The organism is Chryseobacterium ureilyticum (assembly GCF_900156735.1).
GTDB classification, from domain to species: domain Bacteria; phylum Bacteroidota; class Bacteroidia; order Flavobacteriales; family Weeksellaceae; genus Chryseobacterium; species Chryseobacterium ureilyticum.
Map to the genome: position 1 here is coordinate 153,029 of NZ_FTOL01000004.1, position 25,931 is coordinate 178,959.

Annotated in this window: 25 protein-coding genes and 1 tRNA gene; 8 read left to right on the top strand and 18 right to left on the bottom strand. The window is 34.0% G+C overall.

The window, feature by feature from the left end; translation table 11 throughout:
• Positions 1-57: 57 nt before the first annotated feature.
• Genes BW983_RS13285 through BW983_RS13300 form a run of 4 tightly spaced genes read right to left on the bottom strand, consistent with a single transcriptional unit; the run spans position 58 to position 4,327 of the window.
• Positions 58-558, bottom strand: coding sequence for a hypothetical protein (locus BW983_RS13285; RefSeq protein ID WP_076552401.1), 501 nt, complete (start codon positions 556-558; stop codon positions 58-60).
• The gene (locus tag BW983_RS13290) at positions 555-1,733 is read right to left on the bottom strand and encodes an RHS repeat-associated core domain-containing protein (protein WP_076552402.1); all 1,179 of its coding nucleotides are present in this window, start codon (positions 1,731-1,733) and stop codon (positions 555-557) included. The genes BW983_RS13285 and BW983_RS13290 overlap by 4 nt, the downstream gene beginning before the upstream one ends.
• A gap of 9 nt (positions 1,734-1,742) precedes the next feature.
• Entirely contained in the window at positions 1,743-2,855 is a 1,113-nt protein-coding gene (locus BW983_RS13295; protein ID WP_084184484.1) for a hypothetical protein, read from the bottom strand.
• Positions 2,856-2,860: 5 nt separating this feature from the next.
• A complete protein-coding gene (locus tag BW983_RS13300; protein WP_076552403.1) occupies positions 2,861-4,327 on the bottom strand; it encodes a hypothetical protein in 1,467 nt (488 codons plus the stop codon).
• 508 nt (positions 4,328-4,835) lie between these two features.
• On the opposite strand from BW983_RS13300, the gene BW983_RS13305 reads away from it, so the two are divergent.
• Positions 4,836-5,099 carry a hypothetical protein gene (locus BW983_RS13305; protein ID WP_076552652.1) on the top strand — a complete coding sequence of 88 codons (264 nt, stop codon included), beginning with the start codon at positions 4,836-4,838 and terminating at the stop codon, positions 5,097-5,099.
• 345 nt (positions 5,100-5,444) lie between these two features.
• On the opposite strand, the gene BW983_RS13310 is transcribed toward BW983_RS13305, so the two are convergent.
• From BW983_RS13310 to BW983_RS13335, 6 genes are all read right to left on the bottom strand, one after another.
• Positions 5,445-5,529 (bottom strand) — tRNA-Ser (locus BW983_RS13310).
• A 255-nt stretch (positions 5,530-5,784) separates the two neighbouring features.
• A complete protein-coding gene (locus BW983_RS13315) occupies positions 5,785-6,279 on the bottom strand; it encodes a hypothetical protein (protein WP_076552404.1) in 495 nt (164 codons plus the stop codon).
• 70 nt (positions 6,280-6,349) lie between these two features.
• Complete coding sequence (locus BW983_RS13320; RefSeq protein ID WP_076552405.1) at positions 6,350-6,700, bottom strand: immunity 51 family protein; 351 nt, start codon at positions 6,698-6,700, stop codon at positions 6,350-6,352.
• A 155-nt stretch (positions 6,701-6,855) separates the two neighbouring features.
• Positions 6,856-7,269 carry a type VI secretion system tube protein TssD gene (tssD, locus tag BW983_RS13325; protein WP_076552406.1) on the bottom strand — a complete coding sequence of 138 codons (414 nt, stop codon included), beginning with the start codon at positions 7,267-7,269 and terminating at the stop codon, positions 6,856-6,858.
• A 307-nt stretch (positions 7,270-7,576) separates the two neighbouring features.
• Positions 7,577-9,361, bottom strand: coding sequence for a S41 family peptidase (locus tag BW983_RS13330; protein ID WP_076552407.1), 1,785 nt, complete (start codon positions 9,359-9,361; stop codon positions 7,577-7,579).
• A gap of 80 nt (positions 9,362-9,441) precedes the next feature.
• A complete protein-coding gene (locus tag BW983_RS13335; protein WP_076552653.1) occupies positions 9,442-9,945 on the bottom strand; it encodes a DinB family protein in 504 nt (167 codons plus the stop codon).
• 179 nt (positions 9,946-10,124) lie between these two features.
• On the opposite strand from BW983_RS13335, the gene BW983_RS13340 reads away from it, so the two are divergent.
• Both BW983_RS13340 and BW983_RS13345 read left to right on the top strand, forming a co-directional pair.
• Positions 10,125-11,261, top strand: a complete 1,137-nt coding sequence (locus BW983_RS13340) for a tetratricopeptide repeat protein (protein WP_076552408.1) — start codon at positions 10,125-10,127, stop codon at positions 11,259-11,261.
• 96 nt (positions 11,262-11,357) lie between these two features.
• Complete coding sequence (locus BW983_RS13345) at positions 11,358-11,696, top strand: nuclear transport factor 2 family protein (protein WP_076552409.1); 339 nt, start codon at positions 11,358-11,360, stop codon at positions 11,694-11,696.
• 72 nt (positions 11,697-11,768) lie between these two features.
• Here BW983_RS13345 and BW983_RS13350 read toward each other — a convergent pair whose 3' ends face one another.
• The 8 genes from BW983_RS13350 to putP form a co-directional block, all read right to left on the bottom strand.
• Positions 11,769-12,329, bottom strand: coding sequence for a DUF6624 domain-containing protein (locus BW983_RS13350; protein ID WP_076552410.1), 561 nt, complete (start codon positions 12,327-12,329; stop codon positions 11,769-11,771).
• On the bottom strand, positions 12,326-12,889 hold the full coding sequence (locus BW983_RS13355; RefSeq protein ID WP_076552411.1) for an AAA family ATPase: 564 nt from the start codon (positions 12,887-12,889) through the stop codon (positions 12,326-12,328). The genes BW983_RS13350 and BW983_RS13355 overlap by 4 nt, the downstream gene beginning before the upstream one ends.
• Before the next feature lie 69 nt (positions 12,890-12,958).
• Complete coding sequence (locus BW983_RS13360; RefSeq protein ID WP_076552412.1) at positions 12,959-13,957, bottom strand: MsnO8 family LLM class oxidoreductase; 999 nt, start codon at positions 13,955-13,957, stop codon at positions 12,959-12,961.
• 65 nt (positions 13,958-14,022) lie between these two features.
• Entirely contained in the window at positions 14,023-14,379 is a 357-nt protein-coding gene (locus BW983_RS13365) for a winged helix-turn-helix transcriptional regulator (protein ID WP_076552413.1), read from the bottom strand.
• Positions 14,380-14,517: 138 nt separating this feature from the next.
• Positions 14,518-15,153, bottom strand: coding sequence for an ABC transporter ATP-binding protein (locus BW983_RS13370; RefSeq protein WP_076552414.1), 636 nt, complete (start codon positions 15,151-15,153; stop codon positions 14,518-14,520).
• The gene (locus BW983_RS13375) at positions 15,140-16,051 is read right to left on the bottom strand and encodes a hypothetical protein (protein WP_076552415.1); all 912 of its coding nucleotides are present in this window, start codon (positions 16,049-16,051) and stop codon (positions 15,140-15,142) included. The genes BW983_RS13370 and BW983_RS13375 overlap by 14 nt, the downstream gene beginning before the upstream one ends.
• A 17-nt stretch (positions 16,052-16,068) precedes the next feature.
• Positions 16,069-17,181: a hypothetical protein gene (locus BW983_RS13380; protein ID WP_076552416.1), complete on the bottom strand. Its 1,113-nt coding sequence runs from the start codon at positions 17,179-17,181 to the stop codon at positions 16,069-16,071.
• 244 nt (positions 17,182-17,425) lie between these two features.
• Positions 17,426-18,922 (bottom strand): sodium/proline symporter PutP, encoded by a 1,497-nt coding sequence (gene putP / locus BW983_RS13385; protein ID WP_076552417.1) that lies wholly within the window; start codon positions 18,920-18,922, stop codon positions 17,426-17,428.
• 418 nt (positions 18,923-19,340) lie between these two features.
• Between putP and BW983_RS13390 the strand changes: the two genes are divergently transcribed.
• From BW983_RS13390 to BW983_RS13415, 5 genes are all read left to right on the top strand, one after another.
• Positions 19,341-20,222 (top strand): cupin-like domain-containing protein, encoded by an 882-nt coding sequence (locus BW983_RS13390; RefSeq protein ID WP_076552418.1) that lies wholly within the window; start codon positions 19,341-19,343, stop codon positions 20,220-20,222.
• Between the two features lie 88 nt (positions 20,223-20,310).
• Entirely contained in the window at positions 20,311-21,033 is a 723-nt protein-coding gene (locus BW983_RS13395) for a hypothetical protein (RefSeq protein ID WP_076552419.1), read from the top strand.
• Between the two features lie 390 nt (positions 21,034-21,423).
• Positions 21,424-24,036 carry a beta strand repeat-containing protein gene (locus tag BW983_RS13400; protein ID WP_076552420.1) on the top strand — a complete coding sequence of 871 codons (2,613 nt, stop codon included), beginning with the start codon at positions 21,424-21,426 and terminating at the stop codon, positions 24,034-24,036.
• 638 nt (positions 24,037-24,674) lie between these two features.
• Positions 24,675-24,974: a hypothetical protein gene (locus tag BW983_RS13410; RefSeq protein WP_139329276.1), complete on the top strand. Its 300-nt coding sequence runs from the start codon at positions 24,675-24,677 to the stop codon at positions 24,972-24,974.
• Between the two features lie 375 nt (positions 24,975-25,349).
• Positions 25,350-25,886 carry a TetR/AcrR family transcriptional regulator gene (locus BW983_RS13415; RefSeq protein WP_076552422.1) on the top strand — a complete coding sequence of 179 codons (537 nt, stop codon included), beginning with the start codon at positions 25,350-25,352 and terminating at the stop codon, positions 25,884-25,886.
• Positions 25,887-25,931 lie beyond the last annotated feature (45 nt).

Below are 25,931 nucleotides of genomic sequence, written 5' to 3' on the forward strand. Positions count from 1 at the left end.
CAGCTGATACTTTATGTGCACAATATTAATTTTTTCTTCTGGTTATCAACTAAAGTATTAAGGCTTAATATTACAGTCATATGGATAGCATTTTTCTAATTTGCCATTTGAGTCAAAATTCAATATCCATGTTTTAGGGTCATAATAGTTATTAGAATCAGTAGAGTGTGATTCTGAAACCTTATTTATTTTTATGGATTTTAAGAAATCAGATTTACTATCCTTGTTAAATATACAGAATATGTTACTTCTTGTCTTGTAAACATTGAAGTTTTTTACAAATTCATTTATTTGATATTCATTCTGAAATTTATAAATAGTTACTGTAAAACCTTCATATTTGTTTTGATTAGAAGTGTTATTTTTAACTTCTGTTACTAGAGGCATTTCTTGGAAATATATTGCAAAAGTAGATTTATAGGAATCTGTATTTATATGTTTAGAAAATTGATTTGTTAGATTTTGAATTAAATTTTTATCATAGATTGTATTAATCTTTTTTTGAGCTTTACATGAATTCAATAAAGTAAAGCATATAAGTAATATTAGGTTTTTCATCTATTTAATTTTCCTTCATTAGTTATTGAAATAATTTTTTCACTGTCAAAACGTATTCTAAGTGCCCCATCTTTATAATATGGTGAATAGAGGATAAATTTGGTTGCAGGATTGTTACCAGCAGCTTTAATATCACCTGTAGGTAATCCCTTACTGTAAGTGAAATTTCCTGTATCCTTAAAATAGTTAACATTAAAACCACTTGGCCAAAAGGTAAAAGGGTCGGGATGACTATGTTCACTTTCAACTAAGTTGGCTCCTAATTTTACAAGAGGAACCATATCCTCAAGATGTGCTGTTCCTACAAAACTAAAATTATCATTTTTAGAATTGGTAAATAAATTTCTATTAAATTCAACATTTGAATTAGAAGATAAATAATCAAAAACATTTTGAGCCTTTTCAGTATTACCTCCAAATTTAATATAATCATAAGTAACAGTTTTAAGGCTTCCAAAGATTTCTGCTGTTACTTGCTCTGAAACAGAGTTTTTAGCTATGTAGCCTTTCTCACCAACTTCAACACCTCCATCGTTATTAGCATTCAGATTTCCATTCTTATCAAAATTTTTCTCAGCATAAATAACATCAGTTTTAGACTCTGCCATCCAGGTTAGATTACCAGATTTATCTAATTTATAAATATCCGTTGCCTGCCTTCCATCAGGGTCAATAAACCTTAAAGGATTATTCATAGCATAATTATAAGGAGACCATCTTCTAAACTCTTCACTTAAAGGGTCTGGTGAAAACCATCTCCCTGCTGTATCCAAATATGGTTGTGCATCTGGGTCACTCAAATCTATTTCCCTGAACTCTGTTATCTCTTTGGTTTTTCTATTGTACTTTACAGAACCAATATTAACAACAGCATCCATATCATGGAATTCTAAGTACTTTCCTTTGCTCAGTGTGGCAATTTTAGGATAATAGCCACGGTCTTTAAAAGGATTTCCAATAGCAATATTTTTCCTTCTTCTTTCAGCTTCTTCAGGAGTAATGGAATCTCTGGTTTTCAAAACCTCATCCATATAAGGTCTGTTTCTCTCTTCTTTAGTTAGTTTAACAGGGTTCACCCATTTCTTTTCAGCTTTTGTCTTAACTTGGGGTTTCTTGACCTGAGCCTGTGTTATTCCAGTGAGAAGAACAAAACCAGTAAGTACAATTCTTTTCATAGTCATTTGTTATTTTGTAAAGTTATTTAATAATTTTTTATTCTCGTATTTTTCTCTTTCTGTTTTTAGTGATACCAACCAGTCTAAATACATTTCCTCTGGCATCTGCCTGTAACCAATCTCATAAATGTGCCCATATTCCTGTGTCATAAGCTCCATGAGTTCTTTGGCTTTTGGGTCTTGTTGAGCCTTTTTTATGTTTTCAGGATTAGTAGAACTTAAATTCTGTTTATCCATCAGCTTTTCAAACTGTGCTTTGTGTGTTTCGGCTTTCAGAATTAAGGCTTTGGCAAAGTTTGGATAAATCTCTATTGCTCTGTTTATCGTTTTTAATACAAATTCTCCATCATTATCAGGGAAATTTCTATTATATGCCTGTGCTAAATCAAATAGACATAGAGCAAGGCTTTCTTTGTTGTTCAAGGCTTTCATAAACACTCCATTTTTAATGGCATCCAAATGGATATAACCTGATGCCATCAACCACGAATCCTGAGGAAATATGCCACTTGTAAGCTCTGTATTATACCAACCATCCGATTTAATTTGATGTTTGATATAAACGTGGTTTGGTGCTAATGCCAGATTAGCCTCAACACCCAATTCCTCTGCCAGTATCTTATATAGGTATGGCATAGAATTACAGTTTCCTTTTTTAGTAGCCAGAAGTTTAGATACAAATAAGTTAGTAATATCTTTATGACCAAATACATCCTCAAAATCATAATTGAAAGGTTTGTACTGGATTACGGTATCTTTAATAGCAATTGGCAAAGTCTGACACATAATAGAATAGACTGCTGCATATTTACTTACTTTATCCTTATCTGACTGTTTATAGGTCAAATCTCTGCTCTGAACAATATTATTTGCAAAACTCTTTAGAAAGGCTATTTCTCGATTTAATTTGTCTGTATCTAACTTACCTTGATAGTAAGCATTTTCTACACTAAAAACAGCCTCTTTGAAACTGTATTGCTGTTTGTCATTAAGCATATTATCAATAGTTTGATAAGCATCATTATAAAATTGGTTGCTTTGTGCCTTAACCATTCCTGTACCAATCCATAGAAGCAACACAGATAAAAGGTATATAGTTTTATGAGAGAAATATTTTTTCATTACTGTTATAAATGTTTTGGGTCAATTGGGAAATACTGGGCTTTCTCGTTAGACTGCTGAGATTCTTTTTTCTTTTGTTCCTGAGCTTTTCTTAAAGATTCCTGTTGTTTCTGTTTTTGCTTTTCAGCATTAATCTGTTTCATTCTTTCAGCAAGAGCTTCACTTTTTTGTCTGTTGGCTTCACCTTTCATATTCCCCAACCACTCTTCATAAGCCCCATCAGGCATTGGAACAAAACCTAAATTGTCAATATTATTAAACTGGGCTTTAGTTTCCTGTAATAGGGCTAATGCTCTTGGATAAAACCTAATGTTTTGCAGTTCCTCAGGATTTTCAAGATTCTTAATTCCTAATTGCCTTGCTACAAATTCCAGTTTAGCCTGTTGAAAAGTTGATTTTAGCAGGTTAGCATAAATATTTTTTGGTGAGTATTCCAATGCCTTGTCTAAAATCTTGCCTACAAACTCATCCATTCCGTACTTATGGGCATAGCCATTGGCTAAATCTGCATAGAACTGGGCTAATAGCTTTTTTTTGTTTTGCTCCTTCATATAAATATCATTCTGCAAAGCTTCTGATTTTATATACCCTGATTCCAATATAATAGAGCTTGTGGTAAATATTCCATTAGTAAGCTCTGCATTTTGCCATTCCTCCTCTTCATCTTTAAACTTGACATAAGTATGGTTGGGAGCAAAGGCTAAATGAGCTTCTGTATTCATTTCTTCTGCCAGCATCAAATAATACAAAGGCATGGAGTGGCATTGTCCAGAGCCAGTTTTAAGAAGTTTGGAAACAAACATCTTGCTCCAATCCTTTGCACCCATGTAATCCTCAAAATCATACTTGATAGCTTTGTGCTGGACTCCTCCCAGCTTCATTCCTTTAGATAAGTACTCAAAAATCATCAGGTTTTTATCTGTATTGCTTTCTGTATCCTGCTTTCTCTCTTTCATTTTCTGTAAGAGCTGTTTTGCTGTTTTCTGAATTCCAGATTTAAACTGATTGTAATTTTGTTTATTTCCATAAAAAGCATTCTCCACAATGAAATTGGCTTCACTTATAGAGTAATTGTCAGTATTGAGTGAGGCTAATTGATTGTAAGCATCATAATAAGATTGTGTTCCTGCTTTTCCTGAAAATGAAGGCAGGTTATAATAAGAATCTTCTAAAGCTCGTTGTCTGTAATAGTTCTCTTGTTTATTTCTGAGTTCCTCTTCCTGAGCCACCTTTCTAAAGTCTTCTTCCATCATTTTTGCATTCTGTTGCTGAACCTGTGAGCTTCTAGAATTATATAAACCATCGTGAGGAACAGAGGGAGCAACAGACTTTGCTGTACTTCCGTAATTTGGATTTGAAAAGTTACCCAGATTGCTTGGTGTAGGAGCTTGGGAAGTAGGAAAATTTGGAATCTGTCCCAATCCATAAATACTTATACACAGCAAGGGCAAAAACTGTAATTTTTTCATCATAAATACTCTTGTATTGTGTTTGTTAGAGGTTCGTAAATCTACAAAAATTCAATGAATTGTGAAAATTACAACCAGTCCTAAACTTATATTTAGACAAAGGTATATGGGGGTAACGACAAAACGTGTCACATTATAAATAATTTGATTTAAAGTTATTATGAAAATTATATGTTGAGAGCTTTTTTTTATCCAGAATGTGAAACCTCATTTTAACAGTATCAATCAAAAAAACCTCATTATATCACCAAATGGTAGAGTAATTAAAACAAGAGACATTGTCAGTCATAAGTAAAACAAAAAGACATTATGTCACACTGACAAGAAAAATAACTCAACCATTGAGCCAAAATTGTAAATGGTATTACTATTGACAGAGCAAGAATGGTTGAGTTGCAGACAACCTTGAAGGTATCTTTAATTAGCAAAGCAAATATACAACTTCTAAAGGTTCTAGCAAACGGGATTTCAATCTCACCCGTTTTGTTGAGAGGTACAAAAATGAATGTATATGAGTTGTTATATTATTAACTACGATTTGAATAACTCTAAAGATTATGATAGTGTATTTAAAGCTATAAAATCTTATGACAAATGGGCAAAGGTTTTAAAATCTTGCTGGGCAGTCGTAACAACAAAAACTGCTGTTGAAGTAAGAGACCACTTAGCTTCGGTAATGGATAATGATGATGGGCTTTTCGTTGTTAAATCTTCTGGAATTGGAGCTTGGCAACATGTAGAGTGTTCAAACCAATGGTTGAAAGACAATCTGTAAAATTAGAGCCACGTTAATTGTGGCTCTTTTTATTGCCCTATAAATATGTTAAACATAGGAGTATATAGATAACATACCCCTCCCTTTGTTCTAGTTTTGGTAGTGCCCCCTCTTTTTGAAATCGGGCTTATCTCTATTTATCTGGAAAAAGATAAAATATTTTTAGTTTGGAGATTTTTCGAGAGGTACAACAGTCTGTTTTGCTCCTGAAAATTCACTAAATGAGGTACTAAGATAAGAAATCACTATCTTCGTTATATAAGAAATGTAGGGAAAATGTGGGGAAGAAAACTTTAATAAAAAACAAAACCCACTGATTATCAGTAGGTTTATATTTAATGCTTGCGGAGAGTGAGGGATTCGAACCCCCGGACCTGTTACAGTCAACAGTTTTCAAGACTGCCGCAATCGACCACTCTGCCAACTCTCCATCAACTCCGATTGTATCGTCGTTTTCAGTGGTGCAAATATATAAACTTTTTTAACACCAACAAAATATTTTTTCAAAAAACTTAATATTCTCAGTATATCACGGGAATTTCAGATGTAATACAGTAGTTTTATAAAATCTTCAGCCCCCACAAATCAATTGATAGTCACCATTTTTATTGCTTCTAAAGAAGAATTATTCATTATTATAAAATTTTAAGGTCTTTCGATAGCACATGTATGCTATGCATAATTATTAATTATAATAATACGTTGTGGTAACATCACCGCTAAAATTCGGTCTGGTTTCCTCTTTATGTGTATGAAGCTCAAACACACGCTCCCCGTTTTTAATACCCGCCAGAATTTTTAATGAAGACCATCCGTTTTCTAATGTAAGTTTAACACTGTTTTCATCAGTAATGGTAGAGATATCTTTTAAGTAACCAATCCCAACAATTTTTAATTCGTTGTTGGTTGTCTGATAAATCCATCCCTCCGACTGAACAGCTACTTCCCCATTTCCTAAAACATGATCTCCATTTGTAGAGATACAGAAAGAATAATAATCTTCCTCTACTCCAATAAGCGGAATAGCAATTCCAGATTTTGTTATCTCATCACCATGTTCGTTTTCAACAAAGTATTTCAAAATATTATTGCCGGGTAAGTTATGCTCCTGAAGGTATTTTGCGAGAAGCTCAGGGCTATATATTACAAAGCCTTTAAGCTCAGAAAATATTTTTTTCATAGTAATTTGATAAGTTGGGTTAAAATTTTAAATGTTCTGAAAACCTTTAGTATGATATTGTATTTTACGATCAATCAAGTTCCGCTCTTGAAAACAGATCATTAATTAATACTTCATCTTCACATGCTTTTTTAAAATCCAAAATAAAGTCTTTCAGCTGCTCTCCATCAGAAGAATAAGCACAAAACATACTTCCTTCCGGGTCAAAACGAATACTATTATTTAAATCTGTTCTTTTTTCTTCCAGAAAAACATGAGCAAGAGAAACCCAATCATAGCCATTTCCCTCAAAACCTTCATCTGCTCTGGCTTCAAAGATTTCCTGCTTGTAACTTCCCACATTTAAACATACTGAAAAGCTATTATTGTGTTCTACCCAGAAAAAAGGGTTTATTGTTTCTTTTAATTGATTAGTATCCATTTTGTTCAAGTCTTTTAAAGTGCATTTCCGTTGTATCTGATCTCTTGATGACAATACATAAGGTATACTCCCGAAGTAAAAACTTCAGAAATCAGATGAAAAAATAATAGTTAAGTTTTTAAAAGTGCAATTCTCCTGTTAAATGATTGCAGATACTAGTTTGCTGCGTTTGGCCACAATCCATAATAACCTGAGTTTCCGTAATCTATTCTTTCGGCACTGATGATAAAGCTGATCAACATACTGTTGCTGTCTATGGCATCAAATTCAACTTCATGTTGAATCACATAGCCATTTTCCCAGTTCAGTGTGATCAAAGTTCCTTCTTCGTGAGATTTGTTGAAGGTAACTTCTCCTTTTGTAGGTTTGTACTTTCCGTTCAGCAAGCTTTCAAGAATGTCAGATTTTTCAGTAGCTTCTACTGTAATTTTGATTAATGCATTGGAAGGATCTGATGCTACACGTCCGGAAACGTCTGTAGATCTTGCAACACTGTAGTTAAGCTTTAATAATTTTTGTCCTTCTCCTCCGTTGAATTTTAAGATTCCTCTTGAGTTTCTTTCTGCCATGACCGTAAATTTTAATCGTTAATAATAATTGTAATTGTGTGATTGTATAACAAATATAAAACGGTTATTTATATTCAAAAAATTTTTAACCCTCAATCTGAAAATTTGTAGTAATTCTACGACTTTTTAAAAATAATTCAACTCTATCAAATCTTTAAAATCAAATAATAACAAGCTGTAAAACAGTAAAATAACATCAAAATAAACCAACAATAAAAAGAAATACTTTTTGCACCAACAAGAGAAATATTAAACAAATGGAGTCAAAAAAAGCCACAAATGATTAATTTATGGCTTCTATATTTTACTATTGTTGTATTTTGTTATATTGTTTCTGTATTTCAAAGACTTTTTTCAGATAAACATCTGTTCCGTCTAAGAATTCCTGATCCGTTTGCTGGATCTTAATATGAGGCATAATCCCCTGCCCTCTTTTCTGATCCGGAAGGTTTTGTGCATCCTGAATGACATGAACAATGGAAAACCCTGTCTGAATCCCTGTATTGGGAAGTTCATATACTAAAGGTAAATGTCCGTTATGTTCATAGTATCCTCCTACGGTTTCTTTCCCAATGACAATAGCGTTAGTATAGGATTTAATTAATGATGCCAAATGAGAAGCAGCAGATGCAACACGTTGATCAACGAGTAAATAAAGCTGTCCTTTAAATGTTCTTTCGTTAGGCAAAATTGAGGGATTTTTATCGTCACCCCAATAATATTTCCCTTGAACCTGTTTTGGATATAATTGTTTGAGGTAAGCATTTAATCCTATTTTATCAGTCACTCCGTTGGAAAGGAAGAGATTGGTAATAATCAGTTTGTCATCCATAGGAACCTCATTAAATTTAGTGTAGGCATAATGGCTGTCACGGAAAGGTCTTTGGGTAAGATAAGAGAAAACTTTTTCATAAAGAGCTCCAGTTCCTCCTGTATTTCCTCTAAGATCAATAATCAGATTATCAATCTTCTCTTTTTCAAGAGTATCCATCATCTGATCAAGAAAAACACTGAACTTATTATAGGCAGGATCTTCTTTACCTGTGGCAAAATCAAAGCCTCTCACGGATAAGCGGTAAAGATTTTCACCTTCTTTAGTGAAGCTGTATTTTTCTGCCAGAAGTTTTTTATCTGCCACAAGAGAATGTCGGGAATCCTGAAGTTTTTTAAAACCCTCCAGTTGTATTCCCGGTAAAGTTACCTGATGAACCTGATTATTCCATTTATAACTGATCTCATAGTTTTTATGCGTCCCGAATTCTATATAAAATTTGTCTAGCATTCCTCTTTCAAAACCAGTCGTCTCTTTATAGGGCATGGAATAGCCATCCGAGAAATAATATTTTGCAAAACGTTCGATCATTTCTTTTGCAGGAATTCCATTAATAGACAGAATTTCTGCTGCAAGCGGGATCTTAACATCTTTTGAATCCTGCAATAAACGTCCATCGATATTTTTTAAAGTGATAGGCAGATATTCAGGTTTCTGGGTTAAATAATAGGATGCATGATTGGGGAAATCTGTATAATTGTGACAACTTCCCTCAAATCCTGTAACCTTAGCAATCACTTTATAAAAATCAAAAAGGTTTTTACTGCTTTTCACTTCTTCTTCGGCTTTGTGATAAATACTGTCTATCTGCTTCTTACTTCTGTAAACATACAATCCTGAATTCGCAGCTTCTCTGATAGAGCGGAAAGTACGCAGGTCTTCTACAAATTTTTCTGGAGTGAGGTGACCATCCAAAATTGGAATATCTTTCGTTTCTGTAATTGAAACGCCCGCAGTTTTACTGTTCTGAAGATAGGATTTTGCCCAGATTCTGAATTCATATTTTTTCCCTTTTTCCGGAGCATAATAAATACGTTCAACACTATTAATCCCCCTTGAATCATCCTGTTCTTTTATTTTTTTCCCATCCTGAAATATAGATACTGCAAGATTGGCATTTCTTGACTGTACGGAAATCCATGTAGGTTTTTTAGATTGGGGTGAATATTTAAGAGTATCTCTGGGTTTTAATTCCAGATTCGACTGAGCATATACAGTGTTTATCAGCAATAATAAAGGGATGATAAAGGGTTTGGTCATTGTTATTTTTTTGAAAGGCTAAATATACAAATTAACCGTATTTAATTTATTCTAAGAAACCCATTATACAATTGAAAAATTTACAATTTAATACTCAAATTCTGTACTTCTTCTGCTGAAAACCCGAAAATTTGTGGTGTTTTTATATCAAGAAGATTGAGGTAAATATATATTTCCGCTCTGTGATGGATTTCGTGTTCAACCATTGCTCTAAGCCATTTCCATATTGAAATTTCATTATTTGCGGGTGTCAGGCATTTACGGGTAAGATCTTCATCGGATAAATTACGGATTATATCTATCGATTGTCTGTGCATTTCATTGAAAAAGGATACCGTATTTTCATAGCCGTCTGCCAGTTCTTTTCCACATCCCGGATAGGCACTTGGTCTTCCTGAAATGGTTTCTCCATACATATAGCGTTCAATAGTTGCAATATGCCGGATCTGATCCCCTATTGTAAATTTTCCGGATTTATAGGTAAAGTCAATATGCTCCGGCGGTACAATTGCAATAAGCCGATTGGTTCTTGCCCGGATTTTTTCATAATAATCAATGAATGATTCTACAGAGGTGATTTCCATATGATCTGCTTTTAATCTAATAAATATATAAAATTTCCATAGTTTGAATATAGAAAACAAGAAACAGAAAAATTTGTTTACAACAACTGACGGAAAAACTGTTAAAATTCCCAATAAGTAACGGGAAAATTTGCAGGCTAATCAAATATCCGATATTTTAGTTAAAAAAAACAATAACGATGAAAAAATGGCTTTCCATACTATTTATTGGATTAAATTTGATATGTCTGAATGCTCAAACCACTAAAATTGATACTGAAAAACTTTTAGGTTATTATGAAACTCAGCGTTATTCAGATGCTGCAAAATATCTACAAAGCGTTTATCCAGAAGACACACAGGACATAAAAGCTCTTATGCAGATTGCTTATTGTAATATGATGGCAGGAAAGCTTCCGGAAGCTGAAAAAAGTTATCTGAAAGCCAATACCGTTCAGCCCAATAATCTTCCCACTTTATTCAGCCTTGCAAGTATTAATTCCAGACGGGGAAATGTAGCGAATACCAAGTCTTATTTACAACAGATCATTCAACTGGATAGTGTGAATTTCAGTGCTTATAAGCAACTGGCTACTTATGCTGAAACTCCTGAAACCAAATTAAATTACCTTAAAAAAGCCAATACCCTAAATTCAACCGATCCTGATGTCGCCTATGATTTATCAATGGTTTACAATGGTCTTAAACAATATCAGCCGGCATATGACGTATTGAAAACAGCTATTGCTGCCGATACTGAGAATTTCACTTTGCAACAGGCTCAGTTACCTATTGCAAATCTTTTGGGTAAATATGTGGAAGTTGTAGAAACCGGGGAAAAGCTCCTAAAAATTAATGCTGATGCCAATGTTATAAATGATCTGGGACAAGCCTATTTTTATCTTAAAGATTATAAAAGATGTATTGATCTTTATAAAATGCTTGAGGAATTAGGGATAGAAAATGAGGGTATTCTCTATTACATGACCCTAAGCTATACGGAACTGAAAGACTATAATAACGCGGAAATCTACGCTCAAAAAACAATCGATCACGCAATTTCTAAGCACACAACGCTTTATTACGCTGCATTAGCGGGTGTTTATGAGGCAAAAAATCAATACAACGATGCGATGACAGCTTATAAGAAAGGGTTAACCTTTGGGAACAGCAATATTATTTATTATCGTTTAGGACTTCTTTATGACCTGAATCTGAAACAGCCTAAAAATGCGGTGACCTATTATCAATTATACCTGAAAAACAGCCCGAATCAGGAAAAGGAAAAGACACAGATTACATATGCTAAAGATAGAATTGCAGTTTTGGGAAAATAAATTATTTGATAAAAAAACATTTACTTCTGTTTTGTGACTATAATCACAAATAAAATATTTAATGATCCCTTAATTTTGCTTTTATAAAACAAGATTATGAGCAATACAAATCCAACCATCGCGGAACAGTTTATCCATTACTTAAATGAGGAAGATTTTGATAAGGCGGAAAGCTGCCTTGATCCTGATTTCAAATTTGTAGGAGTAATGGGAACCAGAGAAGGTGCTTCAGTGTACATAAAAGACATGAAGCAGATGAAATTTAAATATCAGATCATTAAAACCTTTACTTCTGGTGATGATATATGTTTCTGGTATAATATTGACATGGGAAAGAAAACCATTTTATCATCTGGATGGTATCATATTATGGATGGGAAAATACATTCCCTGAAGGTGCTATTTGATCCGAGACCTTTACTGAATGATCAGTAAAAATTATTTCTAACGAATTTTAAAGTATATGCAACGGGCTTTGTCCCGTTTTTTTGTTTCATATTATAAGCTTTAAAGCCAGCCTACTTTCTTTCTCCAAATCAGATATTCTTTATCTTTTCCGTCTATCATTGGAATTTCTTCTATTTCCGGAATTTTATTAATATCGGTTGTTGATAATTTGGGAAGTCCTACTTTTTCCCGGTCGTTATTTAAATGCTTTTTATTTTCTACAGGATAAGGAATTCCTTCTGCAATAAGCTGTGTTCCATATTTTTGAGGCTTTCCTTGAAACACTTGTATACGGTCATATAAATAGGCTTTATTGATCAGATTAATATCATGACTATTTTCTTCCATCATTTGATAACAGTCTTTTATAAATTCTGGCTCTCCAATGGAGTGTTGAATAATAAGCCACGCTGCATCACTAGCTTTTTCACCTACCTTTGAGATGGTAGGAAATCCTATTTCTCTGATAATTTCCCGAAGCCGCTTTGCATTGGCTTTATGTACACTTTCCATTTCAGGATGATAACCTTCTGACAGTTTCCCTTCGGATGCCAGCTTTTTTCTTATTTGTAAGTCGTGATTGGCAAGCCGGATCAATTCTTGTTCAAATTCATTATTCATAATTTTAATTCGTTTTCAATAATATCAAGGATAAATTCTACTCTTTGTTCTATGGTCAGTTTTGGAACTTCAATAAGATTATAGCCATATTCCAGATAGGTTTCCTTCATACAGTCAAAGGTAGCTTTGGCTACTTCAAGTGTTTGTTTTCTTTCTGGGTCATTTTCATAGATTTCTTTCCAGGGTGGAAGGATAAAAACATTGTTGTGGTATTTCATTTCATGGGCTTTTAGACTCATTTCTTCAGGCACAGGAATTTTTTCCAGTTTAAGATAGCCAATGGTGTCCAATATTCCCCGATCAAAGAAAACAGCCTGAGATGCAAGTTTACTCATTTTTTGAAAAGTATCCACAGACGCTCCAAACATAAGATCTGCAAATCTTTTTTTATCCTTCCAAGGCAAAGCCGTACCATTACTACTGATTTGTTCTTTGATAATTCTTCTGCCTTCTTCGGGAACTGTGATAAATCCGTTCCTATTCAATTCATTCAGTACGGACGTTTTCCCTGCCCCAGGTCCTCCTGTAAGGATATACAATTTTGAACTTGTCTGTTTCATTGGAATTCAATCATTTTAAGTCTGTTTAATTCCACATGAAAAAGTTATTTCTTAAGTTTTCAGGTGAAATTATTTATTATTTTCGATGATATTTTTGTAGGTATTCATTCGGTCTTCTTCTCTGTACATATTGCACAACAAAAGGATGTCATCCGTTTGATATTTTTCAGAAGTCATTTGTAGTTTCTCATAAACCGATTGGGAAGTTCCGGTAATAATTCTGTCTAAAATAGTAAAGAATTCTTCCTCATCTTCGGTTCCCAATATTCTCTGTTCAATCATTTCAGTGGGTAAAACAGGTTCCGGGCTTACCAATTGTCGTGACTGTAAAAACTGATAAGCCATCCCATACGCATTTCTTTTCGCCTGTTCTGAGTTTTCAGCAACAGATACGGCAACAGCAACCTGTAAAGAAGGTTTTGAAGCATATTGAGTTTCATCAAATTCTTTGAGGTAGGTTTCTGTAACACTCTTCCCATTCTCACTATTCATGAAAGCAGCAAAAGAGTATCCTATACCATGATGAGCAGCTTCGTTGGCAGAGGTCATCCCAGAGCCCAGCCAAAGAATTTCTGGTAAATCTTTTAGGTCAACCGGCTGTGCAATAAGTCCGTTGTATATTCCTTTCTCTTCTCTGATGTATTGAATGATTTCCTCAAGTTTTGTTTCCAGATTAGACAGAATAACGGGTTTATGATTATTCAACGCCATTACAGCGTCTTTCAACCCTCCGGGAGCTTTTCCCAATCCCAGAATAAAACGTGTGGGGTATAATGTTCCCAGTAACTTTGTCCACTCAGCTATTTTATAAGCGGAATAATTCCTCATCATAATTCCGGCTGTTCCTACTTTTATTCTTTTTGTTTTGCTTAAAACAATGGTAGCCAAAAGTTCCGGACTAGAGCTTCCATATGCCATTACTCCATGATGTTCAGAATACATGAGGCTGTGAAAACCTGTTTCTTCTGCAAATAAAGCGAGATTGACACTATTTATTAATGCTGATGCTGCGGAAGAATCACTATGGCTAACCGGAGATTGGTCTAATATTCCTAATTTCAGTTTCATATTGTTGAAATAAAATGGGATCAACTTATTGTGAAGGTATAAAAAAGCTTTTAGATAACATGATATTATTCTCTAGGTGGAAAAACGATTCCTTCTTCTTTCATCAAATCGTAGCCGAAACTCATAATCGTTTCTATCACAGGAATGCATTTCTTTCCTTTTTCAGTGAGACTGTATTCTACTTTCGGTGGAACTACAGGAAATACTTCACGATGGATCATTTCTTTGCTTTCGAGTTCTCTAAGCTGGCTGGTCAGCATTTTATCCGTGATATGAGGAATATCCTTTTTCAATTCGCTGAAACGAAGCGGCTTTTCCTGTAACCTCCACAGGATTGGCATTTTCCAGGTTCCTCCAATATGGCTTAAGGCGAACTCAATAGGTGTATAATACAATCTTTTATCTTGAAAAAATTGGGGCATAATAAACGTTTTCCGGGTTATACTTTCAAAAAGACAGATATAGAACTAAAGGTAAGTATATAGCTTTTTGAAAGCTTATTTTACAAATTTGCACAAAAAAACAACGAGATTGAAAAGAAAACATTAAATACTTTTTATTTAAAACTTGAGTGTATTCAACTGGCTAAAATCTTCTTTATTATAAACCTTTTCGATCTTTCCATTTTGCAGCACAGCAATTTTATCACAGGTATGAAAAAGGGTTTCAATGATATGAGAACTTATGATCACTACTTTATTTTCAGATTTCAGCTGTCTGATGATATCATAAAGAATATGAACTCCTTCAAAGTCTACTCCATTGAATGGCTCATCCAAAATATTGATTGGTTTATCCAACATCAACATTCCAATAAGAGCAAGTTTCTTCTTCATTCCGCTGGAGTAATATTGTACATATTTTTTCAGTGGTAGATTGAATTTTTTAACAATATCCGTGATTTCACTTTCTTTTTTGGATAAAAAATAAGCCAGATATTCTTCTCCGGTGATATAGGGATAAAAGTAATTTTCTGTTTCCAGATAAGAGATCTGCTTTCGTTGTAGTCGCTCATCCTTCCAGTTAATATTCCCGGAAAATTTTATGCTTTGATACACAGATTCAAATAAAGTCGTTTTTCCGGCTCCGTTTTTCCCAAGGACTCCTAAGATGCATCCTTCTTCTATAGACAGGTTCAGATCGTTTAATACTTTTTGATTTTTAAACTCAACGTTTACATTTTTAATCTCCAACATAGGTTCTGATATTATGATCGGCTGCTTTTATACTTGATTTCAATATTAAAACAGCAGGAATAATGGTCATACAACACACAAAGTACTCCAGATATACTCCGATACCGTAATTGCCATTCTTATTTTTATGGTTATAATTTTTATATTTTCTGGTAAGGATCAACAGGAAATAAAGGTTCATAAAAGCGAAATAATACAATATATAAAAGCTTTCATAAGGATTTAAAATCAAAAAAGAGCAATAAGCCGGCAAAAGCAGGATATTGAAAAACAGTGAATTTTTTCTTATTTTTTCCTTTAAAGTATATTTTTTGAAATACATTTCCAGCATTTCTTTATTCTCATGAGGTTCATAGATATGTGAAATATAATCCAGAACAAAAACACCTGCCAGAATCAATGTTGCCGGATGATAAGAGGAAAGCAATACAATGATAAACCCAAGTATAGCCATCCAGCTGTTTTTCCGCAGAAAGCCTTTCCATTCAAATAAATCATTAGGAATAAAGTTCCATTGTAAAGTTGCTTTCGGTTGTGTTCTTGGAGAAATAAAAGCAAATAAAACCATCAAAGCATAGAGTCCCAACCCTATTTTTTCGATTTTATAATTGATATTTCCCAGCAGTAAAACGCTGTATATAATTGTTGTTTCCAATACAACAACCCATCTCCAGCTTTGTACAAAAACTTTCTTTAGAAAAGGGATGTCTTTTCTTTCGTAATGAAATAAAATGATGAGTCCAAAAAATAGCGCGGGATAGTAATAGTTTTCAGGTAATTTAACCGCAATTAAAGCTACAAGAACTATTAAAACAGGAACACTGCGCCTAGGATTCAGGTTCAATAGTCTAAAACTCTGCCTGAATCTGAATTGAAAGTGATTAATTAGTTTTTTCAAAAGTTACTGATTCTCTTTTATTTAATCGGTTTTATAATATACAACTTGTTCTGTCGCGTTGTAAAGAGTTGAAAGTTAAGATTTTTATCTTCAAAATAAAAATAAGGTGAATATTGTTTTTCAATCTCTGCCTTGAGTTTACTGATATTCTCGCCTTTAGTATTATAAAATTTTTCGGTAGGAAAATCTTCATCAAATGACATTTCTTTTTTAAATTTTAAGGTATCCCCTTTGATCATAAGTTGGAAATATAAATCTCCTTTCCAGCTTTTTGATGTCGATGATATGGCTCCTCCTGATGCACTGGAGGTAAATTTATCCAATTCTTTTCTCTGGAAATACACCGGCATGATGTTCGGATAGCGATTGGGTTGCAGCTCTCTTTCGTTAAAAGATTGTTCTCCGAAAAGACTGTTGTTATATCCTGGATTTCTATCTGAGAAATATCCGTTTTTCAAAGCTTTAGTATTGGTGAAAAACTGATACCATTTTCCGTTCATATAATAGGTAATAATTCCTTCCGAACCGCTTTTACTATCTCTTAAATACTCATCGGCTTCTTCAATAATTTTATGATACAGGTTGACTTGCTCATCTTCTTCCCATTTCAGATCTTCATTCTGAATAATCATAGGTTTGTGTAATGTATCACCGTCTTTTATCCAGGTTTTATAGTATTTCTTTTCATAATTCACGATAAAATCACCAAACAGCAATTCTTTCCAGTTCTCACGGGTAGCTTTATAAGTATATTGGTCTATGACATTTCCATCTTTATCCAGCTTATAAAAATGATAATCTATATAAAAACGGGTACTTCCCATTTCCCCATCCGTCTCTATTTCCTTCTGATTTCTGTCTTTGGGAATCTCGCTGGTTATTATAACTACATTACCATCAGAACTTATGAAATGTTGTATTGTTTCATAACTATTCCACATCAGTTTTATCTCATGATGCCCAAAGGTAATGCGATCAGTAGTATCAATATCTTTATAGCTTTTGTATTTCTCAGGTAACTTGGAAGTGTTTATTTTATTAAGCAAATAAACATCTAACCCTCCAAAATTGTAAAGAAAAACAACAGCCAACATGAGAACAGCTCCGATGATAAGCGATATTTTTTTCATTAGATGTTTCTGATTATTTAAAGATAATTAAAATTTATTCAAAACCATGAAACCGTTCTTTATGATACATTGAATACAGTCAGAAAAATAATGGTAAAAAATTGAAGATAGAGATCCTTGGTTATCATGGTCGTGGAGAGTTTTGAAAATATACTAAAAGTGAACTTATGTAGCTCTTTATAATACAAAACCCTCGCACTAGCAAGGGTTTGTTTTTTATGTTGATCAGATTAAAATTTATGCATTATTCCTGCATGATTTTCTTCACTTCATCAAATTCACTTTCAATCACAGCATCCGGTTTATAAGTAAGTGATGAAACGATTATATTAGTCAATAAAGAAAACGTAAACCCTGGAATAATCTCATACCAATGTTTTAATGGATGATCAAGATATACCCAAGCCAATACAGTAACTCCACCTACCAGCATTCCTGCAAAACCTCCCTGCCACGTTGTTTTTTTCCATAAAAGAGATAAAAGAATCAACGGTCCGAATGCTGAACCGAAACCAGCCCATGCATTTCCAACCAGATTAAGAATACTGTCTTTTGGATCTAATGATAAAAGAACGGCAATCACTGCTACCAATAAAACAGAAACTCTGCTGGCAGTCAATAATTGTTTTGAGGTTGCTTTTTTATTCAGAAAAGCTTTATAAATATCTTCTGTTAAAGAACTTGAAGTCACCAATAACTGTGAAGAAATAGTGCTCATTACAGCTGCAAGAATAGCGGTAAGCAAGAATCCTGCGATAAACGGATGAAATAATATACGCGAGAAATAAATGAAAATAGTTTCTGCCTCTGTCTTTGATCCGTCAAATTTCATCATGGTTTCCACATCAAATTTTTGCAGATAAGCAATTCCCACCAAACCAATAGCCAAGGCGCCGGCAACAGTAAAAATCATCCATGTTATCCCAATTCTCCTTGCTTTTACAAGATCTTTCGGTTTATCAATAGCCATGAATCGCACCAAAATATGTGGTTGCCCACAATATCCCAACCCCCAGGCAAGCAGAGATACAATACTTACAGTAGTGGTTCCTCTGAACAGATCAAGGTATTTAGGATCTTTCGCTTCAATCAATGAAATAGTTTCTCCCACTCCTCCAATCTGGGTAATTGCCACAATAGGAACAATCACCAATGCCAATACCATAATGGTTCCCTGTACAAAATCGGTAAGACTCACAGCAAGAAATCCTCCCAAAAAGGTGTACAACACGACCACAAGACTTGTCAGTAATAATCCTACAGTGTAATCCATTCCAAAAGCAGATTCAAACAGTTTCCCGCCGGATACCATCCCCGCTGAAGTGTAAAGTGTAAAAAATACCAGAATAAAAATGGAAGAGGTAATCTTCAGAATATGGTTTTTGTTCTTAAACCTATTCTCAAAAAATACAGGTAAAGTAATTGCGTTTTGAGCTACTTCGGTGTAAATCCTGAGCCTTGGTGCCACAATGATATAATTGAGAAATGCCCCGATCGTTAACCCTATCGCGATCCATGAACTGGAAATCCCGGACAGATACATTGCCCCCGGAACACCCATCAATAACCAGCCACTCATATCCGCAGCTCCTGCAGAAAGGGCGGTAACCGCAGCTCCCATCTTCCTTCCTCCAATTAAAAATTCTTCTGAATTGCTTGTTGATTTTCTATAAGAATATACGCCTATACCTATCATTAACAACAGATACAACCCCACAGAAATCCCTTCGTATACTTGCATATAATTTTTTTATGAAGCCCGAATATAGCTATTTTTTGAAAAATGGACTGGATATTAATTTGCAATAATTTTATCTTAAAATCGAAAAACAAAGGCAATTTTAAATTAAAAAAGTATTTATAATTAAATTAACACTATCCCGATACCAATACTACGCCCTCTATTATCGTTTCTTTTGTATTACAATCCAAAACTATTACAAGATGCCTATGATTAATACAGTATCAAAATATTATTTTTCACATTCAATTACACCTATTTTTTGAATAGAAAATAGAATTAACTTATTTATTATTACTTTATTAAAAAATATTGATAGAATATTTTTGAAAAACTATTTATAACAGTTCCAAATAAACGCCACTTTTTTCATTTATTGTCATAAATATTTAATATTTTAGCCTAATAATTGAAGCAAATGGGAATACTCCTTAAACCTATTGATATTGTAGATGATATTTCACAAGAAGAATTCCGTGAAAAATATCTAAAGCCATGTAAGCCAGTGGTAATCAAAAATATGGCAAGAAATTGGCCTGCCTATCAAAAATGGACAATGGAGTACATGAAAGAGGTTGTGGGCGATGTGGAAGTACCTTTATATGACAGCTCCAAAGCTGATCCAGCCGCACCGATCAACACTCCGACTACCAAAATGCCCTTCAAAGATTATGTAGACCTTATTCAACGTGAGCCTACTGATCTTAGAATATTTTTCTTTGATCCCATCAAATTTGCACCAAAACTTTTAGATGATTATATACCACCTAAAAACCTTATGGGTGGATTCCTTGATAAATACCCAAGTATGTTCTTTGGAGGCAAAGGTTCTGTGACCTTCCTTCATTATGATATTGACATGCCTCATATTTTCCATACCCATTTCAATGGAAGAAAGCATGTTCTTCTTTTTGAATATAAATGGAAAACACGTCTGTATAAGCTACCTTACGCTACTTATGCGCTGGAAGACTATGATATTTCCAATCCTGACTTTCAAAAATTCCCGGCATTGGATGGCATTGAAGGTATTGAATGCTTCCTGGAACACGGAGACACCTTATTTATGCCTACCGGATGGTGGCACTGGATGAAATACCTTGATGGTTCATTCTCTATTTCACTTCGTGCATGGGATAAAAGCTGGGCTGTAAAAGCACATTCTCTTTGGAATCTGGCTGTTCAGCGTAATTTTGACAACTTCATGAAAGGGAGATACAAAAAAAGATATATGGACTGGAAGGAAAGAAAAGCAGTAGAAAATGCCAATATTGCTTTAAAGAAAGGACTTCCAAGATAAAGCTCTCTAATTCACCGGTTTTTATAATCTATGCAATCTAAAAATTATTTAAATTGCATAGTAAACTTGTTCCCTTAACTTCCGGTGTATGTTCGAAAAATTAATTGATAGCTTTGAGAAGCTTTGTCTACAGATAATTATTGAAATATTGCTGGTTCCTGTTACAATTTTTAAACTGTTTCAGGATCCAAAACGTTGTTATGATCTATCCGTTCATGAAATGGAAAAGGAAGAAACGGATCGTTTTCATGATTATCTTTCTCCTATCAAACTGTCTGTATATACTTCCGTGATTGTTTCCGTTCTCTTAATGGATTACAGCGGGGAGCAAAGTTTTATTTCCAAAATCAAGGGGCTAAGCATGGTAGAAAAAGCCTTGTTTATCTTTCTGATGAATAATTTCACTGCCGTAGTTTTCAGTATCTTATTATTAGGGTACAAAAAAGAAAAGGTAAATACAATAACTTTTAGAACATTATTGTTTTCTTTTATTTATACTACTGTGTACACATCTACTCCGTTCTTTATCCTTATCCTTTCTGCAATGTTTTTAGGGCAGACAGTGAACGTGCAATCTTATTTGGATCATCTTGATAAAATTACTATATCGGGAGCTTACAGTGTAAGAGATTATATCTTTTTTATTATTTTCATTGTATTTATTATTTTGGGGGTCATGGGATTGATAAAATTATTCAAAGCTCTTCATTATATTCTCAAGGAAAATTTTCGTTATCATCCTTATGTTGTAGGATTCTTTACGCTGTTATTTTTTATTATACAGGTTTACTATGCAAGAGGTTTCATATAAACCAGCATAAGCTTCTCTTCTTTTACTGACTTTATATTAACTTGAAAAATCATTTATGGATTGAATTTTAATCCATAAAAAACTATATAACCTGAATTTTAAAAATTCAGGTTAAAATATTTAAGAAAATATAACTATTATGCTATCTTAAATATTTTATTTCCTTTTAAATTATTTTCTGCTTTAAAAACCACTTATCAATTTCTCTAAAAACATCAATGCTTCTTCTTTTTATCAGAATAGATAAAAACCACTAATAAACAATGAATTAAACATCAAAAACAATCAAACTGTATACAAATAGAAACATATATGTATACAATTAGTAGCCTCTATTTTTACTTCTTGGGGATGAAAACTTTTTAATATTGTAGCACTAACTACACAATTATGAAATACAATTATTTGTCTTTAGGATTACTTGCTTTATCAGCTAGTGCCTTTGGTCAGGTGGGTGTTGGAACAACAACCCCTGCAGCTACTTTACATGTAGCAGGTAAACCTACAACTGCATCGTCAGCAGATGGAATTATTCCACCGATTATTTCCAGAACAAATTTAATGGCAAAAACAGGATATGCAGCCAGCCAAAAGGGAGCTATTCTATATGTGGATGATATTTCAGGAACAGCTCCTGTTGCAGGCTCTCCTACTGAATTCGTTAATGGGATTGGATATTATTACTTTGATGGCGGAAAATGGATAAAACTAGGCAACCCTGTTAATGTGTATAATACAGATGGATCCTTAACCAGCAACAGAATTGTAACACAAGGTGCTAATACATTAGCTTTTAATAGTACCGCTGTAAATGGTTTTTCTGTAGATGGTACTACTCTCTCTGTAGATGGAGCCAATAACAGAGTTGGATTAGGAACTGCTGCACCAACTAATGCTTTACATGTAACAGCTGCTACTAATCCTGTAAAACTGGAAGGCTTACAAGCTGATGCGACAGCTTCAAATATTGTAATGGCAGATGCTGCAGGGGTTTTAAAAACGATTCCTAAAACAAGTTTAGCATCAACTAATATTTATAATACGGATGGTTCCTTAAGTGCTAACAGAACGGTAACACAAGGTGCTAATACATTAGCCTTCACAAGTACTGCGACAAACGGTTTTTCTGTAGACGGAACCACTTTATCTGTAGATGCAGCGAATAATAGAATTGGGGTAGGAACTGCTGCTCCTACTAATGCTTTACACGTGAATGCAACAACGGATCCTGTAAAATTATCAGGATTACAAGCGGATGCTACGGCTGCAAACATTGTAGTAGCTGATGCTACAGGTACTTTAAAGACTTTACCTAAAGCTACTTTCTCTACCTCAAACATATACACAGCTGATGGATCTCTAGGCGGGAACAGAATTATAACACAAGGTAACAATACTCTAGCATTCACCAATACTGCTGTAAATGGTTTTTCTGTAGATGGTACAACTCTTTCTATAGACGGAGCGAATAACAGAATTGGGGTAGGAACCGCTGCGCCAACTAATGCTTTACACGTGAATGCAACAACGGATCCTGTAAAATTAACGGGACTTCAGGCAGATGCGACGGCTGCAAACATTGTAGTGGCAGATGCTACAGGTACTTTAAAGACTTTACCTAAAGCTACTTTCTCTACTTCAAACATATACACAGCTGATGGATCTTTAGGTGGGAACAGAATTGTAACACAAGGTAACAATACTCTAGCATTTAACAGTACTGCTGTAAACGGTTTCTCTGTAGATGGAACTACTCTATCTGTAGATGCCGCGAATAATAGAATTGGGATAGGAACTGCTGCTCCAACTAATGCTTTACACGTTAACGCAACAGCGGATCCTGTAAAATTATCAGGGCTTCAAGCTGATGCTACAGCAGCAAACATTGTAGTAGCTGATGCTGCAGGAGTTTTAAAAACGATTCCTAAAACAAGTTTAGCATCAACTAATATTTATAATACCGATGGATCTCTAGGCGGGAACAGAATAGTAACACAAGGTAACAATACTCTAGCATTCACCAGTACTGCTGTAAACGGTTTTTCTGTAGATGGTACAACTCTTTCTATAGACGGAGCGAATAACAGAATTGGGATAGGAACCGCTGCGCCAACTAATGCTCTACACGTTAACGCAACAGCGGATCCTGTAAAATTATCAGGGCTTCAAGCTGATGCTACGGCTGCAAACATTGTAGTAGCTGATGCTACAGGTACTTTAAAGACCTTACCTAAAACTACTTTCTCTACCTCAAACATATACACCGCTAATGGATCATTAACTAGTCCAAGAACAGTAACACAAGGTGCCAATACATTAGCATTCACAAGTACTGCTACAAATGGCTTTTCCGTAGATGGAACCACGTTATCTGTAGATGCAGCGAATAACAGAGTGGGGATTGGAACAACAACTCCTACAACTACATTAGATGTACAAGGTAATGTTCGTGTTGCCACAATGCCAAACCAATCTGCGGGAGCTACACCTGTATACTGGAATCCTACTTCCGGGAATTTAGAAGCTCTTACAGGAACACAAAAGTTATTTAACTCCTACAGATATACAATAAATTTGACAAATTCTGATTGGGTAAGCTCTTTGGATACCAACATTCCTATTAATAATTATACTGTTATCGTTACTGCTGCTAATTTCTCGGCCTCAGCTGATGGTGCTACAAACGGAGTGGGCATTAATACTTCTTCCATTGAGAGTACTTTGCCATCTACAACCTTTAATTCTAATCCATCGGTGTATAAAAATGACATAAAAGATCTTGTGATATCTGACAAACAGGTTTCTGCAGATAAAAGTAATGGTACTACCTGGGTTCTAAAAGCCGATTATCCATCCACCGGACCAGTGGTTAATGGTTCATATATGTGGACTATTGATGTACTTGTCATTAATAATTCTGTGGTAAAAGTTGGAACACCTCAGACTGCTACTATACCAAATGGAGGTAATACAGCTTCGGTACCAATGCCTACTGATTTATAACAATAGTATTGATTAATTTCAACATCTATATTGATAAAAATGACAGTGGATTTCACTGTCATTTTTCATTTTATTAAAACATAGAAAGATTTTTTAACAAATACACCAATTTGTTGAATTATCTAAAATAAAACTAATTCCTCTTAAACAGGATAGAAAAGAGAAGACATTCATATGGTACAAGATAAGATATTCCTCAGCATGTTTAGAAAGTACTTGTATATCTTCTATGTAAAATAACAGAGTAAATACTCAATATGTATACAAATAGAAACACTCATATATACAATTAGTAGCCCTTCTTTTTACTTCTTAAAGACAAATGCTTTCTAATATTGTGGCGCTATTTACACAATTATGAAATACAATTATTTGTCTTTAGGATTACTTGCTTTATCAGCTCGTGCTTTTGTCACATGGATGTGGAAACAGCAACTCCAGCCACCCCTTTACACATTACAAGAAAGCCAATAACAACAACAACAACAACAACAACAACAACAACAACAACAACAACAACAACAACTGTGGAAGCAATTCCCTCCTATTTCCCCAGAACAAATTTAATGGCAAAAACAGTTATGCAGCCAGTCAAAAGGGAGCAAACAACAATTCTATGATTACAAAAATTATAATAAATGATGAAAAATTATTTTAAGACTTTTGCAGCCGGAAGTTTGCTTTTCCTATTTTCTCTTCAGGCTTGTATGCATGAACCCTTAGAGACTGAAGTTACTAATATTCAGCAGGACCCCGTGTTTTATATTAGAAATGAATATATGAGGGGAAAGGATATGGTTGCCGGAAAACCCATAGAATGGGATAAAGCCAGGAAATATAAAAATGAGCATGATATTATTTTTATTACAGTGCCTGTGAGAAGCCAGGGAAATAACTTAAAGTATCAGGACACCTTTGGAAATTTAAAACAGATATAACATTTTCTTCCGATGATTATAAACTTACAGCCTATGAGATTATGAACAATATGACCGGTACAGTATCGTATATTGATTCAAAATCCGGAATTTTTGTTTGTAAAGAATAGTAAGTCGGTTTAAACTTTTCGATAAAGAGAATCTGGAATTCAAAAGAAGATAAACTGAAAAAAAAGAAGTTTACCTTATTCAAACAAAAGTAAACAAAGGCTTTCTACTAGACTTGACTATATATAATTACATTGATATAAATGACAGTGAAATTCACTGTCATTTTTTTATTTTATTAAAGCATAAAAAATATTTTTTAAGATTTTTTTAACAAACGTACCAGTCTGTTCATATTTTATTTACATTTGTGAAAAACATAAACCTATGCCTCGACCTCGCGAAAGAATATTAAGCACTTCCCTGCTTTTGTTTCACAGACAGGGTTATAACCGTACCGGTATCAATCAGATTATTGAAGATGCTAATGTATCAAAGGCTAGTTTTTATCAACATTTCAGGTCAAAAGATGATTTATGCATTGAGTTTCTCAACAGAAGATATGAGTATTGGGTATCTGAACTGGAAAAATTTATATCGGGAGCTCAAAACCTTGAGGAAAAAATATTAAAGTCATTTGATTTTCTTATTTACATGAACGAGAAAGAGGATTTTCGGGGGTGCAGCTTTCTGAATATTTTATCTGAAATACCAGCTGAACAGGTAGAAATTCATCATGTTCTCCGCTATCATAAAAATAAACTTCGGGATTTTTTTATGAATGAGATCAAAGATGAGGTCTTATCGGATCATATCTATCTTCTCTTTGAAAGTTCAATATTAACAAGCCAACTTTATAGATCCAATGAATTAATTGAGAAATCGAAAAGCATTATAAAAAGTATACTCACCTCTTCACACTAAGGAAATTAACTATACTCATTTAAAAAGCAATTAAAAAAACTATGC